This is a genomic window from Enterovibrio norvegicus DSM 15893 (assembly GCF_900115495.1).
Classification (GTDB): Bacteria; Pseudomonadota; Gammaproteobacteria; order Enterobacterales; family Vibrionaceae; genus Enterovibrio; species Enterovibrio norvegicus.
On sequence record NZ_FOWR01000028.1, the window covers coordinates 21,713 to 37,006 of the forward strand.

At 48.5% G+C, this 15,294-nt stretch carries 17 protein-coding genes; 4 read left to right on the forward strand and 13 right to left on the reverse strand.

Annotation, left to right across the window (positions count from 1 at the left end):
• Window positions 1-265: 265 nt before the first annotated feature.
• Window positions 266-1,711 carry a glyceraldehyde-3-phosphate dehydrogenase gene (locus BM082_RS16935; RefSeq protein ID WP_017014947.1) on the forward strand — a complete coding sequence of 482 codons (1,446 nt, stop codon included), beginning with the start codon at window positions 266-268 and terminating at the stop codon, window positions 1,709-1,711.
• Window positions 1,712-1,932: 221 nt separating this feature from the next.
• Here the strand turns inward: BM082_RS16935 and BM082_RS25445 are convergent, their stop codons facing one another.
• The 6 genes from BM082_RS25445 to BM082_RS16960 all read right to left on the reverse strand — a co-directional run bounded on the left by BM082_RS25445 (window position 1,933) and on the right by BM082_RS16960 (window position 6,619).
• On the reverse strand, window positions 1,933-2,067 hold the full coding sequence (locus tag BM082_RS25445; protein WP_017010276.1) for a hypothetical protein: 135 nt from the start codon (window positions 2,065-2,067) through the stop codon (window positions 1,933-1,935).
• A 199-nt stretch (window positions 2,068-2,266) separates the two neighbouring features.
• Complete coding sequence (locus BM082_RS16940; protein ID WP_074927876.1) at window positions 2,267-3,430, reverse strand: glutathionylspermidine synthase family protein; 1,164 nt, start codon at window positions 3,428-3,430, stop codon at window positions 2,267-2,269.
• A 3-nt stretch (window positions 3,431-3,433) separates the two neighbouring features.
• On the reverse strand, window positions 3,434-4,036 hold the full coding sequence (locus tag BM082_RS16945; protein WP_017010278.1) for a DUF1190 domain-containing protein: 603 nt from the start codon (window positions 4,034-4,036) through the stop codon (window positions 3,434-3,436).
• Between the two features lie 15 nt (window positions 4,037-4,051).
• Window positions 4,052-4,468, reverse strand: a complete 417-nt coding sequence (locus BM082_RS16950) for a DUF350 domain-containing protein (protein WP_017010279.1) — start codon at window positions 4,466-4,468, stop codon at window positions 4,052-4,054.
• A gap of 411 nt (window positions 4,469-4,879) precedes the next feature.
• The gene (gene rsgA / locus BM082_RS16955) at window positions 4,880-5,953 is read right to left on the reverse strand and encodes a ribosome small subunit-dependent GTPase A (protein ID WP_017010280.1); all 1,074 of its coding nucleotides are present in this window, start codon (window positions 5,951-5,953) and stop codon (window positions 4,880-4,882) included.
• Between the two features lie 465 nt (window positions 5,954-6,418).
• On the reverse strand, window positions 6,419-6,619 hold the full coding sequence (locus tag BM082_RS16960) for a hypothetical protein (protein WP_017010281.1): 201 nt from the start codon (window positions 6,617-6,619) through the stop codon (window positions 6,419-6,421).
• 474 nt (window positions 6,620-7,093) lie between these two features.
• Between BM082_RS16960 and BM082_RS16965 the strand changes: the two genes are divergently transcribed.
• Window positions 7,094-9,160 carry a prolyl oligopeptidase family serine peptidase gene (locus BM082_RS16965; protein WP_017010282.1) on the forward strand — a complete coding sequence of 689 codons (2,067 nt, stop codon included), beginning with the start codon at window positions 7,094-7,096 and terminating at the stop codon, window positions 9,158-9,160.
• Window positions 9,161-9,277: 117 nt separating this feature from the next.
• On the opposite strand, the gene BM082_RS16970 is transcribed toward BM082_RS16965, so the two are convergent.
• The 5 genes from BM082_RS16970 to BM082_RS24825 are packed head-to-tail and all read right to left on the reverse strand — an operon-like array spanning window position 9,278 to window position 12,780.
• Window positions 9,278-9,892, reverse strand: a complete 615-nt coding sequence (locus tag BM082_RS16970; RefSeq protein ID WP_017010283.1) for a PqiC family protein — start codon at window positions 9,890-9,892, stop codon at window positions 9,278-9,280.
• Window positions 9,892-10,299, reverse strand: a complete 408-nt coding sequence (locus BM082_RS25350; protein ID WP_017010284.1) for an MlaD/PqiB family protein — start codon at window positions 10,297-10,299, stop codon at window positions 9,892-9,894. Before BM082_RS25350 ends, BM082_RS16970 begins: the two co-directional genes overlap by 1 nt.
• Window position 10,300: 1 nt before the next feature.
• Entirely contained in the window at window positions 10,301-11,521 is a 1,221-nt protein-coding gene (locus BM082_RS16975; RefSeq protein ID WP_017010285.1) for a PqiB family protein, read from the reverse strand.
• A gap of 1 nt (window position 11,522) precedes the next feature.
• Window positions 11,523-11,981 (reverse strand): paraquat-inducible protein A, encoded by a 459-nt coding sequence (locus BM082_RS24820; RefSeq protein ID WP_122984134.1) that lies wholly within the window; start codon window positions 11,979-11,981, stop codon window positions 11,523-11,525.
• Complete coding sequence (locus BM082_RS24825) at window positions 11,929-12,780, reverse strand: paraquat-inducible protein A (protein ID WP_122984135.1); 852 nt, start codon at window positions 12,778-12,780, stop codon at window positions 11,929-11,931. Before BM082_RS24825 ends, BM082_RS24820 begins: the two co-directional genes overlap by 53 nt.
• Window positions 12,781-13,113: 333 nt before the next feature.
• On the opposite strand from BM082_RS24825, the gene BM082_RS16985 reads away from it, so the two are divergent.
• Entirely contained in the window at window positions 13,114-14,007 is an 894-nt protein-coding gene (locus BM082_RS16985) for a hypothetical protein (protein ID WP_017010286.1), read from the forward strand.
• Window positions 14,008-14,071: 64 nt separating this feature from the next.
• On the opposite strand, the gene BM082_RS16990 is transcribed toward BM082_RS16985, so the two are convergent.
• Window positions 14,072-14,473: an NUDIX hydrolase gene (locus BM082_RS16990; protein ID WP_017010287.1), complete on the reverse strand. Its 402-nt coding sequence runs from the start codon at window positions 14,471-14,473 to the stop codon at window positions 14,072-14,074.
• Between the two features lie 151 nt (window positions 14,474-14,624).
• Window positions 14,625-14,873, reverse strand: coding sequence for a hypothetical protein (locus BM082_RS16995; protein WP_229491901.1), 249 nt, complete (start codon window positions 14,871-14,873; stop codon window positions 14,625-14,627).
• 221 nt (window positions 14,874-15,094) lie between these two features.
• Here BM082_RS16995 and BM082_RS25110 point away from each other — a divergent pair, with 221 nt between their 5' ends.
• Window positions 15,095-15,256, forward strand: coding sequence for a hypothetical protein (locus BM082_RS25110; protein WP_017014938.1), 162 nt, complete (start codon window positions 15,095-15,097; stop codon window positions 15,254-15,256).
• The last annotated feature ends 38 nt before the right edge of the window (window positions 15,257-15,294 follow it).

A 15,294-nucleotide genomic window follows, 5' to 3' on the forward strand; every position in this document is an offset into this window, starting at 1 on the left:
TTAAAAAGTAACAACAAGCCCGCTTGAATTCAGCGGGAAGTAGTAAACTTTCAATCAATTTTTGAGGGAAAAGCGAAGAAGGTGCAATAAGACAGTAATTATTCATCACTGTGCGATTTAACTGATTGAATAGTATGACATTGGGGCTATGTTATTTTTGGTTGGTTAATAATTGTTCACTCGTTAGACTCACGACCAAAATAATAATAATCACCCTTAGTTGTTCTTCTTTTCACGTATTAGTTAAAAGGCATAGAAAGTAACAATGAGTCCAGAACAGTACCTTACCCAATGGCAACAAAGTCAAGCCGACGCAGAATCCATGTATCCGTTGATCGGGAAATTGTACCGAGAAAAAGGCGTCGACATTCACATTTATGGCCGCGCAATGGTCACGGCAAGTACCATTGATGTTGTGAAAGCACATCGCGTTGCGCGCTGGTACACCGGCCAAGAAGTCACTACTGAACACACCCTCCCGCTGCTTCAAGCCCTCTCTAACATGGATTTACCACCATGCCGCGTCGATCTTGGTCGCCTTGCGAGCCTTTATTGGAGCGAGCACGAAGATGGCACTGCATTAGAGGGCTTTCTTGAGCGCGCCGTCGCAGACTTGCCAAAGGGCAATGCATTAGACGCACCAAGAGACGTTGTGCTTTATGGTTTTGGCCGTATTGGACGCCTTGTTACGCGTCTTATGATCGAAAAAAGCGGCCCTGGTTACCCGCTTCGCTTACGTGCCATTGTTGTACGTGGTGGACGCGATGGCGATCTGGAAAAACGTGCGAGCTTGCTGCGTCGTGATTCCGTGCATGGTCCTTTCAACGGTTCAATCCTTGTGGATGAAGCGAGAAATGCGCTGATCGTAAACGGTAACTACATCCAAGTCATTTACGCCAATCACCCTTCTGAAGTAGATTACACGGCTTACGGCATTGAAAACGCAGTGGTGGTGGATAACACAGGCATGTGGCGTGACACTGATGGCCTCGGTCAACACCTTACTGCTAAAGGTGCAGGTAAAGTCTTACTGACTGCACCGGGCAAAGGCGACATCAAAAATATCGTATATGGCGTTAACCAAGACGACATTGATGATGCAGACACCATCATTTCGGCTGCAAGTTGCACCACAAATGCCATCACGCCAGTGTTAAAAGCAATGCATGATCGTTACGGCGTGGAATCAGGGCACATCGAAACGGTTCACTCGTTCACGAATGACCAAAACCTGATTGATAACTTCCACAGTGGTGATCGTCGTGGTCGCGCTGCATCATTGAACATGGTGTTAACGTCCACGGGTGCTGCAACCGCCGTTGCGAAGGCGTTGCCTGCGCTGAAGGGCAAGCTAACGGGTAACTCGATTCGTGTACCGACGCCGAATGTGTCGATGGCGATTGCGAACCTTAACCTTGGCTCAGAGGTAGAGCGCGAATCCCTCAACGCATTTTTGCGTGATACGGCGTTAGTGTCAGAGTTAGCGGGACAAGTGGATTACACGCAATCGACGGAAATCGTTTCGTCAGATATCGTTGGCTCGCGCTATGCGGGTGTTGTTGATAGCGAAGCAACCATTGCCGATGGCAACCGTTGTGTGCTTTACATCTGGTATGACAATGAGTTTGGTTACAGCTGTCAGGTGATTCACTGTATTGAACACATGGCTGGCCTGCGTTATCCAATGGTGCCAACACCGCAACAATCGTAATGATTTTTTAGTGGATTAGGTATACAAAAAAACGGCTCATAAGAGCCGTTTTTTTGCTTTATCAGCGTCAGGTTTTCTTTGAGGTGTTTGATCTTGCTGGTTTAAAAGCGAGGCAAAACGCCCGTCAAATTCACTGCGCCCTTCATTTTCAAATTGTTTGAATAGTCATCTACGTTGTCTGTATCACACAAGAGGAAAGCGGAACAAATCATGGGCATAAGTCATTCAGGAACGGCTTCCTGCAGTTTGGTCATCCACTCTTCCCAGCATTTCATCACTGCGGCTATGTCTTCAGGGGAAGTGTGTTTCATCCATTCTGGGTCACCACCTTGGTAGATAAACATAAATTCTTTCATCTTCGTCTCTCCATTTCATGAATTGTTGTTGTGAGATTTAATCTCGTATAGACAACGTTTGAGGGTGACCAAACGGGGACATTTATTTTTAAAAGATAGGCGATTAAAAAGAGAGAAGGCGTGCCAATCTCAATAAATCAACACCTTATGCTTGCGCGGTGAAGGGGAAATTAAAAGAAGAAAAGTTGAAGCACGAAAGCTAAAGAATAATGTGCGGGATATATCGGGCAACGTCTTGAGTGATCAAACTGGCGTCTTCACGAATGGAAATGCCCGCGGCGCGATCGTTGACGAGCCAACTGCCGATCAAGGTGTAGCTATCCCCAAACTTAGGCAGCGGTTGGTATTGCTGAACAATCGCCTGTGTGGATGCGTAAGGGCCGTCGGTTTTGACGAACGACTTGCCGTCTCGGATGATTTCGATGTTCGCGCCTTCGCGTGAGAACAAAGGCTTGATCACGAAGTCGGTTAATGAAGAGGCCCTTGGGTCGTCAGCGAAATAGGCAGGCAGCAAATTCGGATGGTTTGGCTGCATTTGCCAAAGCATGGGCAGCAGGGCTTTGTTGGAAAGCACAGACTTCCACATAGGCTCTAACCAATTGACGGTAGACGTTTTCAGGTGTGTGGCGTACTCCTCGTCAAACATAAACTCCCACGGGTAGAGCTTAAACATCCAACGGATCGGGCGGTTGCTGAGGTCGATAAATTCGCCATGCGTGTTGACGCCAATGTCTTCTACGAACACAAAGGCGGTGTGTAACCCTGCCTCAATGGCGCAATCTTCAAGGTATTGCACTGTGGCCCTGTCTTCTTCAGTGTCTTTGCAGCAACTGAAATGCAGCGTTTGCCCCGGTTGTCGACGCGCAAGATCGGCAAAGCGCTCAATGATGAAGTCTTGCAAGATATTGAACTGATCTGCGCTGCGATGAATGCGACCACTGTCGACCACATCTTCCAGCCACACCCATTGCCAGAAACCTGTCTCGAAGAGAGAGGTGGGGGTATCTGCGTTGTTCTCGTAGAGTTTGGCGGGGTTGACGCCGTCATACGCAAAATCAAGGCGTGCATACAGCGATGGATCGCGACGACGCCATGAGTTTGCGACCAAATCCCACATGCTTTCAGGAATGCCAAAACGCTGCAATAACGCATCGTCTCGCACCACTTTTTCCACCACGTCTAAACACATTTGGTGGATGTCTTCCGTCGGTTTCTCTAAATCTTCCTCAATTTGCTTGAGGTTAAATTGGTAATACGCCGTTTCGTCCCAGTAAGGGGCGTCATACATGGAGTGAAAACCAAACCCGTATTTCTTGGCGAGTTCACGCCAATGCGGGCGTTCAGAGATATTCCGACGGAACATGTATTAGCTGCCCCTGCTCGATGAGCGTGATGACGATGACACGGACTTACCGAAGCCGCCGCGAGACATCACTTGACCGACGGTGCCGCCCTTACGGTTAATCGTGCTAGAACTGACGTTCACTGCCTTGTTCGCCACGTTGCCAAAAGATTTGCCGTCGCCAGAGAAGAACTTGCCACGGTAGCGATAAAGCGGTTGCGAGTAGTGGCGTTTTTTCTTGCGCTTGAAGTAATCGTCATCCAACCCTCGGGCGAAGAAGTACCCCGCGAGCGCTGGAATGAAAAACGATGAGTAGCGCTGACAACCGTCTAAGAAGTCCATTTCACATTCTTGTTGGTTGTAGTAACGCGGCGCGGATTCAGCGGCGTCGCGTAAGGCTTCTTGATACGCGATTTCACATTCTTCCATTTGTTCAGGAAATGAATTCCCACATTGGCGTGGGTTTTCGAACACAAACCCTTCGGTTTCAGGTTCGAAAAAGCACCCTGAAATGCCGCCAACGAACGCGAAAGGGATCACGCGCGCAGCTTTGTTCATGGCGGAGCGTTTCACGTTGTTGCTTCGTTTTGAACGATTAGCGTGTTGCTCAGTATTGTGCTGCGTCATGGTGTCTCTCCCGAATTAATAGGTCAGACACGCGGCATTCAAAATGCCTATGGACACAGAGACGACCGCTAACACAATACCGGCTGGCAACTCATCGTTTTCGATACGCTTGGTCAGCTCTTTCAGCAGCAAAAAGCGCACTATCGCGAAGGCAATAAACTGCGCAACCATGGCAATCACGCCCCACACCATGAAATCGATGATGTTGACGGAGTTCTGCGCCGCCCCTGCAATGGCGAGACAGTAACCTAAGAATGCGCCGCCAAGCGCAACAGCAGCAGTGACACTTTTGTCATCTTTGATCAACGACCATTCATCGTATGGCGTGATGCGCACATAGATAAATTTGAAAATGAGAACGAAGGCAATTGAGGTCGCGAAGTAGATCAGAAAGTTAGGAAGGCCGGAAAGTAGCCCTGCTAGCATGTCCATAGTGAGTCCCTGTTAGTAATTCGATGAAGCGCCATCCTTGCGGTTCCATCACCCAGCATTTGCTGAGGATAGCGCGTGACTACTCTATCGAAATTCGTGAGCGGCATGTGTTCTAAAGATTAAACAATGCGTTGATTAAGATATAAAAAGCGTAGGCGATGGACGCCGCTATTCAAAGCGGGTCCATGCCAAGGCTTGTTATTTTGAGGTGTGCATTTCTTGTGCGTGACGCTGCAATGCTTCCCGCGCTTTGATCAGGTTGCGGTGGTGGATTGCACTCAGGCTATCGAGAATGTCGGCTTTCCACTCGATCGCACGAGGACAACACTAAGCGCGCGAGGAACAACACGCTCGTAAAGTGCCAGTCCACGCTTCCTTATCGTTTCATTAGAAACATCATGTCTTGGGGTGTTAGAACCCTTTCTTAATATGGCGATGGCTGGATTGCACCGTGTTCACCATTTTGGTGAAGGCTTTATCCTTTGCGCGTTTTTGCGCCATGGTTGCCGAGTTTCTCGCGTCTTCACTTTGCAGTTTGATGTAGTTGTTGAGTCGACGTTCGTCGATGCTGCCAGATGCCAAGGCGTCACGAATGGCACAGCCCGGTTCGTTACCGTGTTGGCAATCGCTGAATCGACATTGTGATTCCAGTGCCTTGATGTCGGAAAACAAGGTATTGAGGCCGTCTTCGCTGTCGAAGATTTTTAGCTCTCGCATTCCCGGTGTATCCAATAACACTGCGCCAGAAGGCAAACAGTGCAGGCTTCTTGCTGTTGTGGTGTGGCGACCTTTGCTATCACTTTCACGAATACCGCCGGTTGCTTGCACGAAATCCCCCAACAAGGTGTTCACTAAGGTGGATTTACCCACGCCAGATGATCCCATCACGACCAGCGTTTTCCCCGGTTTTAGCCAAGGGCTAAGGGCGCTCTTGGTCTGTTCGTCGAGGGCGTTTACCGCTTCAACGGCCAAAAATGGCGCTAATGCTTCGACAGAACGAAGGGTGTCATTCACATCGAACGCGTTGCCGTCTGCATCAAGGCTACTTTCAGCAAGGTCACGCTTGGTTAAGACCACCACAGGTTCAACGGATGCGTCCGCACACATCGCCAAATAGCGTTCGATGCGGTTCAGGTTGAAGTCATGATCCAACGCGCACACCACAAACGCGGTGTCGATGTTGGCGGCAATCAACTGTTCAATCACTTTCGTGCCTGCGCCTTTGCGCGCAAACAAAGATTGGCGATCGAGCGGGCGAATGAACTGACCGTCATCATCCAATAAAAGCCAATCACCAACCGTCATACTGGGAAACGATGGGCGGATTTCAAGCGATTCGATGCCCGATTCGCTGATCAGTACATAGTGGCCACGGTGATGCTCTGCAATTCTGGCGATACGACAATTTTCGTAATCTTCCAGAGTCAGTTGTTGTTGAAATACAGGTTGCCAGCCAAGTTGGCTCAATGTTTTTAAAGATGTCATTGCTTTTCCCTACGCACAGAGAGTCGCTCTGTGTGTTTGAGTAACAGAGTGTTGTAGGGTCGAATCAATTTGGAAAGACCCCGGTCGAGATTCACCGGGCAAAGGAAGGGTGTCGCTGAGGGCGTAAACGCGGTTTTACCGATCGTTTAAAATGCGCTATTTAGCGTACGATTCCTGCCGGGTGGGTCATTGCTACAATCATTTTTTTCCTCCTGGTTGCGGTACTTTATTGGTTTTGGTATTGGTTCGTTCGACGCTTGCCGTCAATTGCGCGAATTTATCATGAGTTTCTTTTCCCTGTAAAGAGTATTGATATAGCACCTGCACCCATGCAGTTTTATCGGGGAAGAGAAATAAATATTGGACAAGATGGGTGGGGGTATTGAATAGGGATGTATCAAATAAAAACGTCGCCTATTGCCATGTGGGCACCAGAGGGATTAACGATAGGCGACGTGATAACGCCTATTGGGCGTTAGTCTCTTGGTCCAGAAGTTTTCGCAGGTGATTACCTTTGTTGAGCTCGATTTTATATGCAGCCAACAGGGTAGAAAGATCGCTGAGTTTTACGGTGCAGTTATCTGCCTTATCCATGGTGTTTGTTGCATCTTTATTGAGGCGTTCCAGTGTCTCGCGCATCGCGTAAGTATCGGTTGTGATCGACATTATTTTGCCTCCTTTCTTAACAGGTCGGCGACTATTTAAGCAGATGTTCCGGCACGTGAGCAATCGAGATTTCCTGCTAGTCACTGAGAATCATTGATGGTGTGAATGAAAAAGATCACCTTTTGTGTCGGTAAAATGAAATGCCCAGAAAATCACCCTTTCGTTCGCTCATAGTAAAATTAATTAGTTACCTCGATATTTAATACTAAGGCGTCGAAAAGGCATCTCGTGCTTGGTGGTTGAAAATTAAGGGAACGGTCGTGTTTATCGGTTAGATATTTTGCGAGTTATGTCCAAAAAGACTGGCCGAGAGAGAGGGGAAATAAATCGAAACAAGGGATATTTCCACCAATATGTGAATACAATATTTTTGCCTCAGAGACATTGAATACTGTGCTGTTTGGGTAGAAACGTTAGGCAGAAGTTCGCGCCTTTCGTTATGATGAAAAACATAACGTCAGCACGGAGTAACACATGTTCCGCTATCCCCAAACTCGCAAAGACGACACCGTTGATACCTATTTTTCCAACAATATTCCTGACCCTTATCGTTGGCTAGAAGACGATTTGAGCGATGAAACGGCCGATTGGGTAGATGCGCAAAATGCCGTGACCTTTGACTACCTTCGCGCGATTGAGTGCCGTGATGAAATCCGATTGCGCCTGATCCGTGCGAACGACTACGTGAAACAATCAAGCCCATTTGTTCGGGGAGATCACACCTACTTCTATCGCAATGATGGCTTACAAGATCACGCGATTCTATTCCGTTCAAAAACGCATCGTGACAATACAGACGCCTCTGAGCTAGAGATCTTTCTTGACCCCAACACATGGAGTGGCGAAGGCACTACGTCGCTTGATCGTCTGCAGTTTTCTCGTGATGACACTCTGGTGGCGTATTCTACGTCCGAGGGTGGTAGTGATTGGCGCACCGTGTATGTGATTGATGCAGAATCGGGCAAGGCGCTGGGTGATACCATCGAGAACGTGAAATTTTCAGGTATTTCGTGGCGCGGAAGTGAAGGCTTTTATTACTCGACCTATGACAAGCCGGAAGGCAGCGAACTGTCAGCACGCACGGAGCACCATAAACTCTATTTCCACCGTATCGGCACAACGCAAAGCGACGATGAACTGGTATTTGGTGGCGAAGGTGACCCGCAATATCGCTACGTGAGCGGTTACATGACGGAAGATGATCGCTTCTTGGTGATCAGTGGTGCGAATGCCACCTCGGGCAACATGCTCTATGTGCAAGACCTAAAAGCGGGCACGCCGTTAACCTGTTTAACACAAGATGATGCGTTCGACAGTGATGTGATCGAACATCACGACGGCACCCTCATCCTCTATACCAACCTCAACGCACCCATGGGGCGTATCGTTTCCGTGGATGCCACCACGCCGACACAAGAACATTGGCAAGATTTGATCCCTGAGACCGAGCATGAGTTAAGCATTGGTTCAGGGTGTGGGTATTTGTTTGTCAGTTACTTGGTCGACGTGCAAACCCAAGTCACCCAGTATCGGTATTCTGGCGAGAAGGTGAGAGACATTCAACTTCCTGATATTGGCAGTGCCTCAGGGTTCAGTGCGCGTGAACAAGAATCGGACTTGTTCTTTAGCTTTACCAATTACACCACGGCAAGCGCTATCTATCGCTACGATCCTGAAAGCGGCGATGTGACCCTTTATCGAAAGAGTGAGTGTGTGATCGCCAGTGCCAAGCTGGAATCGAAGCAGGTGTTTTATACCTCCAAAGATGGCACCAAGGTGCCGATGACGATTTGCTATCGTAAGGGCATCACGCTGGACGGCAGTCACCCGACGATTTTGTATGGCTACGGCGGTTTTAATATCAGTCTTGAGCCTGCGTTTAATCCGAATGTCGCGACATGGATTGAGCTTGGCGGGATCTACGCTGTGGCGAACCTTCGCGGCGGTGGTGAATACGGAAAAGCGTGGCACGATGCAGGGACACAACAGCAAAAGCAAAACGTGTTTGATGATTTCTTTGCGGCAGCGGAATACCTGATTGATGCAAAATACACATCATCAGAAAAGCTCGCGATCCGCGGTGGTTCTAACGGGGGTTTGCTGGTGGGGGCATGCATGACGCAACGACCAGAACTTTTCCGTGTCGCGTTGCCTGCGGTTGGCGTGTTAGACATGCTGCGTTATCACACCTTCACATCGGGTGAAGGCTGGGCGTATGACTTTGGCACCTCGGCGCAAAGCCAAGCAATGTTTGAATATCTGCTGGGGTATTCGCCTGTTCATAACGTGAAAGAAGGCGTGGCGTACCCGTCAACCTTGGTGACGACAGCAGACCATGATGACCGTGTTGTACCTGCACATTCCTACAAGTTCATTGCAGAGCTTCAAGCCAAACATGTGGGCGAGAATCCTGTGTTCATTCGTATTGATGTGAATGCAGGCCATGGTGCTGGGATGCCTACCCACAAAGTGCTCGATTCGAATGCTGACGTGTATGCATTTTGCTTTGATCAAATGGGTGTCGAGCCGCGCTTTGACTGACGTGATCGGTTAACGCGCGTTCGTTAAAATAAGATCGAAAAAAACGCGCCAACAGGGCGCGTTTTTTATTGGGTAAAGCGGAATGCGTTGATCGCGACTTGGCGAAAATGCGAAGGTTCAGCGCGTTTTCACATAGCGCGCAATATCCTCGCTCACCTCAACCCACGCGGCCTGCAATGATTGCGTCAGGCCGACATAACCGTCTTGCTCTAATGGCACCGATTTGTTGAAGGTGTTTTTAATCACCAGTTGCTGATTAGCGTCATACAGTGACCAGCTGCCCACCACTTCTGCATCGCCATTTAGCCCGCCGTTAAAGCGCTCAACGAAAAGTCGCACGGCATAACTGGCTTTTTCTGCGGCTGCAGACTGCGGAATATCGCCGTCTTTTTCGATCAGCACCAACCAACCCGATAACTGCTGTGACAATAAATTCGCCGTGGCGGATTCCAACATGTCAGCAGGCAGAATCGCCCACTGATGCCAAGTTGCAGCGCGGGCGCGGTAGTTGTCAACACGCTGTACCATGCCGGGTTCGTTAAGCCCTGAATACATGTCGACGTTTTCAACAATGAGTTGCGGCTTCGATGCGGGTGTGGTCACCACCTTGTCTTCCGCCACAATGTCGAACTGGTAGTAAGACACTTTGCGTTCTGTCTGCGCTGAGCAGCCACTTAACACAACTAGAGCCGCAGCGAATCCCAATCCTGCGAGGGTGCGTTTCATGATCATTATTCATTTCCTCGGGCTTTGGGTTGCACATCGTCTTCATCAGGTTTATCAAAAATCAGTATGTTTGGATGTTCGCTGAGTTCTTCCGCCAACGGCTGAATTTGCTTCATCAGCACTTCCATGGATTGAATCGCGTTCTGGATGTCGTTATACAGCGGCGATCCTTTTTGATAACTCTGTAGCGTGGTTTGCAGTTCTTCCAAGCTCTCCGTGATTTCTTTTGGCACGCTTTCGATGTTGGCGCTGCTGACGATTTTCTCCGTTGAGCCTGCGAGCGACGAGAAAGACGCCAAGGTGTCGTCAATGCTGGCGAGGGTTTTCTCGATTTCCAGCGCATTGAGCTTATTGAGGAAGCCTGACATTTGGTCTGTAAGCTGGGTAAAGCCATCCGCGGTACTTGGGATCACGTTATAACCGCCAAACGTTGCCGCATAGGGCTTCTCGTCGCGTTGACAAAAAGTCCACGTTGACGAACAACGCCCCCGTTATCAGGCTGCCTGTTTCCATGGAGGCGCGAAGGCCATTTTTCAGCCAAATACCGATATTCTTGCGCCAGAAGTTTTCGGCCAGCGCGACATCTTCATTGATGCGCGCAAACTCCACTTTGATCAGCACGGGAATGTCAGTGTTGTTCTCTGTGACAAGCACCGGCATGCCGTCTTTTCCTTCGTTGAGAGGCACTTCAACGACGGTGCCTATGCGCACACCGCGGTATTCAACGGGCGCACCCGCGCGCAATCCGCGTATCGAGTGTTCAAACATCACGACATAGTATTGATAATCAGGGTAGCGTTCTTCCAAACTCTCGCTGTAGCTTTTGCTCAAGACAAACTGGCTGTTTTCTTTGGCGATTGCCCCCGGATCTTCGCGATTAGGCACCCCGAACGTGATGCCGCCATCCACGAATTTTGTCAGCGGGCCAGCGCGCACACTCAATCCATCAGCAGACAAATCCATTTCTAAGCCAGTTTCAACCCAGAACAGCGTTTTCTGTGTGATGAGGTTGTGATAAGGGTCTTGGATAAAAACCTGATAGTTCATCACTTGCTGTTGCCAATCGAACTGGGCTTTTTCGATAGTGCCAACATTGTAACCTTTGAAGTAAACCGGTGAGCCAACCGCCATCGCATCCGCGTTATAGCTGATCAACTCGTAGCGTTTCCCTTTAAGGTTTATGGACACTAATGGTGGTTCGGGTAGTACAGTGAATTCATCACTGTTTTCTTGTGCGTTGCCAGGGCGAAATTCAAAGTAGATACCTGAAAGTAATGTGCCCAAGCCACTGATACCCGATTGGTCTATGCGTGGTTGAACGGCCCAAATTTGCGCATCTTTAGTGAGAAGATCGTCATAGCGCTTTTCAATCTCCGCAGTGACTTCCACTTGGCGTCGATCATCGGTGAGGTGAACTTCAGTGATCAACCCAATGGGGACGCTGCGTGTTTTTATTTGGGTTTTACCGGGGCTAATACCTTCCGCATTCGGCATCACAATGGTGATCATGGTGCCTTTGTCATCGAGATAAGCGTAGACCATCCAAATACCTAAAATCAGCGCCATCAGCGGCACAAACCAGATTTTGGATATGCCGTTGCGCTGTGTGATGACGGCGTTATCTGCCTCTGCCATATTATTCCTTATCGGCGTATTTCTGCTCTAAATCCCAGAGCAATTTGGGGTCAAAACTGTGTGCCGCAATCATGGAGGCGATCACCATCAGTGAGAAATACACTGCGCCTACGCCCGGCACGATTTCCATCATGCCGGAGAGTTGCACCAGCGCGGCCAAAACGGCGACGACATACACATCAATCATCGACCATTTCCCTAAAAATTCTGCAATCATGTAGATCTGCGTAAACGATAAACGGCAGATATTCTTCTGTTTGGTGACGACCCAGCAGAACAGCGCAAACGCTGCCATTTTGGCGAGCGGTAGCATCACGCTCGCGACGAAAATAACGATGGCTATGGGATAAGACCCGTGTTCGATAAGAACAGCCACACCACCGATGATGGTTGAGGGTTCAGGCGAGTTAAGAAAAACGGTAATCAAAATCGGCGCGATATTCGCGGGGATATACAACATGAATCGTTGCTAACCACGCCAAGGTTTTCTGCACACTTTGTGGGTTGCGCGTATGGACGGCACTATGGCAGCGTGGGCATTCCGATTCTTTGGTGATCAAATCACAGGTGTGACAACCACCAACGTCTGAATCGATGGCGCGTCCGAGGGTGGGATACTGGGGATATTTGGAATGGTGGGAAATGCTGTCCCATAAATTCTGTCGATGAATGTTGAGCATGGTCAGCAAGAAGAAGACCACGAAGCCAATGTACGCCCAGAATGACAGCCCCATCCCAATGTCTGCGAGTGAGGTGATTTTCACCAAACTAACGAGTACGGCGACCAGAAAAATTTCTGGCATGCTCCAATCTTTGCAAAAGAAAATGGCTTTGGTCATGAAGATCTGCAGGGACGTCGGCAAGAGTTTGCGTAGCGGGGTATGCAGGAAAAACGCAAACAGCAGCAGACTGGCAGGCAGCATTGTTATGGTGGCGGCCATCAAAGCGCCCAGCGGCTCGTATTGGTGTTTCACCATCACGAGTGACACGTCCATCAACCCCATAGACTGGACGAGGCCTTGGCGAGAAAACGAAATCAGTTCAAACAGTAACGAGCATAATAAGAGAATGCTGGCAGTGGTCGCGAAGGCGATGACTTTTTCGTCATCATGTTTTGCGCCTTCCACAACATGCCCACCACAGACGCGACAAACCGCCACTTGATTCTCATTAAGCTCGGGCACATTCGATACGTGATCACAAAGGTGACATACAACCTGCAAACGGTATTTCCAACATTTATCCAATAGGTTAAGCATTCAATATGTCGTCGGTTTTCGCAATGTTGTGTCGCGTATCAATCATAAGAAACACCTTAAATATATGATTACAAAAGTGTATTCATATGTGCTAATGGAAGTGAAACCCCTTTGTGTCTAACGTGCTAATTTGTTGGGGTTAGCGTTCGATGCTTTGATGGATATGGATCTGCACGAATGAGTGAAACAACAAAACACGACAATTTCTGCAGATTCTAGGAAAACAGGCATCTTCTGTTTTTATGAGTGAGTATGATTTCGTCGCAAAAAAAAAAGATAAAACTCAGCAACTAAACCAGCGCGACTGGTATTTGGGGATACAAAGGTTTGACTGTGAAAAATACTTGGCAAGAGACCACGCTGACACGTGGCGATCTATCGTTGATTTTGATGCCCAGCATTGGTGGGCGTCTTATGGATGTGGTGTACAAGGGGCACTCGCTATTGTTTACCAACCCTGACTTGAAGGGCATTCATGCAGATTCAGTGACAGGTGAGCTAAACACCTTCCCGACACGGGCTAAGCATGTCCCTTTTCCGTTATGGGGCGGTGAGAAAACATGGCTTGCACCAGAACGTTATTGGCAGGATAAGGGCCCGATTCCTGTGCTGGATTCGGCGGCATACCATGTTGAGTGGTTAGGTGCGCATTCTGTGAAAATGACCAGTCCTAAAAATAGCGATGGATTGGTGATTACCAGAATGGTGTCATTGTCTGAAACCGTGGAAGGGCAGTTTGAAATCCATCATCAGATCACCAATGAAGGCGCAGACGTGGTCAAGGTTGGGTGCTGGTCAGTGATGATGTTGCAGCGTAATGCCATCATCGCGTACAAGCAAAATGAGGCATCAAAGCTAGAGACGTACTTCGGCGAGCCCGCGAACAATCTGCAAACGACAGGATGTCATGGGGTGGTGATATGTAACGATGATAACGAGTTTAAAGTCGGTGTTCATCCTGACTCCTCGACAGCGTTGGCGTATTGCCCCATTGAAAATACCTCGAAAGGTTTGTTGCTCACTTCTTTTGTTGAAGCGCTGACAGATGCGGCTGACTATGCGCATGGGAATGCCTTTGAAGTCTACAACTCCGCTGCGTACCCTTATTGCGAATTGGAATGGCATGGGAAAGTAAGAACACTCACGCCACATGAAGCCGCCACTCTAGTCACGACATTTTGTGTGACGGAATCTGATGAAGTGGCGTTCGAGATGCTGCTGTCATAACGTCGTAACCCGAATAAAAAAACGCGCCATTGTGGCGCGTTTTCTTTCTATTTGAAGGGAGCAATTATTGGGTGATATGCCCTTGCTCAATGAGCGATTCCATTGCAATCCACGCCGCTTTTGAGGTCACAGATTCATCCGCTGCCCCTAAGTAAGCCAACTCTTCAATTTCTGAATCTGCGACTAGCTCGCCTGTGTAATCGGCGAAGTAGCAGGTTAATTGCACAGACACACCTTCCGCTTTGCCATCGGCAGGGCCAGTAAAAGTGTCAACATACTTCAGGCTGTCTGGCACTAAATCAACAGACAGTTCTTCTTTGATTTCGCGAATCAGCGCCTGTTCATCGGTTTCACCTGCTTCACGTTTGCCACCAGGAAGGTAGAACAGCGTTTTCCCTTTAGAACGCACTGCCAGAAGTTTGCCGTCTTTGATGGTCAGCCAAGCCAATTTATCAATCAGTTTCATCGTTGCTTTCTTTTGTTATTGATCGTTGTAGGGGGCAGATTATGCCACGGCGTGCGAGAACTGTCAGAGTGATAATGCCAGACGGTATCACGGAACCCCTCGAATGTATGCTGGCGCTCAACAGGTGCATGTGTGAGAGCAAATCGCGGAATCACATAAAGAAGTAATACACCCAAAAGAAGAGTGATGCGGCGAATGCTATTTTCGCCGTGGTTGAGGCGCGAGCCATGGCGACAATCAATATGATCGGAGAAAAGATAATCGCAAAAATCCAAAAGCCGATACCGCGCTTTTTCTTCTCTGAATCCGTAGCGTCGCTATTCTGCGTGTCTGCTTTCGAATCTGTTGGTGTGCCGCTGTGACGTTTTTGTTGGCCGTTTTTCGACCACGCTCGTCGCAATATGAAAATCGTTTTGCAATAAGATGCCGCTGCCATTGCTGAACACTGTGTTACTACCTAGTTTACTCTCTGAAAATAAACAACTATTTAAGATTTTATAACCTTGGCCTGTTATATGCTCATGTCTATATACGGAATATCATCAAGTAAAAGAAGAGACAGAAAAAATATAGGGTTAAGTCGTTTTCGATAGGGATTGAGAGTGAGTTGAGGTGCTATTTATGATCTGTATGAATGAATTTGGTGAGCTACTGCAATGCTATGAAGATAAGCAATGTCCCGTCGAAGGTTCTGTGTATGTTGAATACCTTGACGGTGAAAAAAAGGGTAATTACTACATAGAACTAGAGCCGGAAACGTTGGTGAAGGTTTACCTTCATTAGACAGCACTATTAGACCGATATATTGCCTGTGTTTAGGA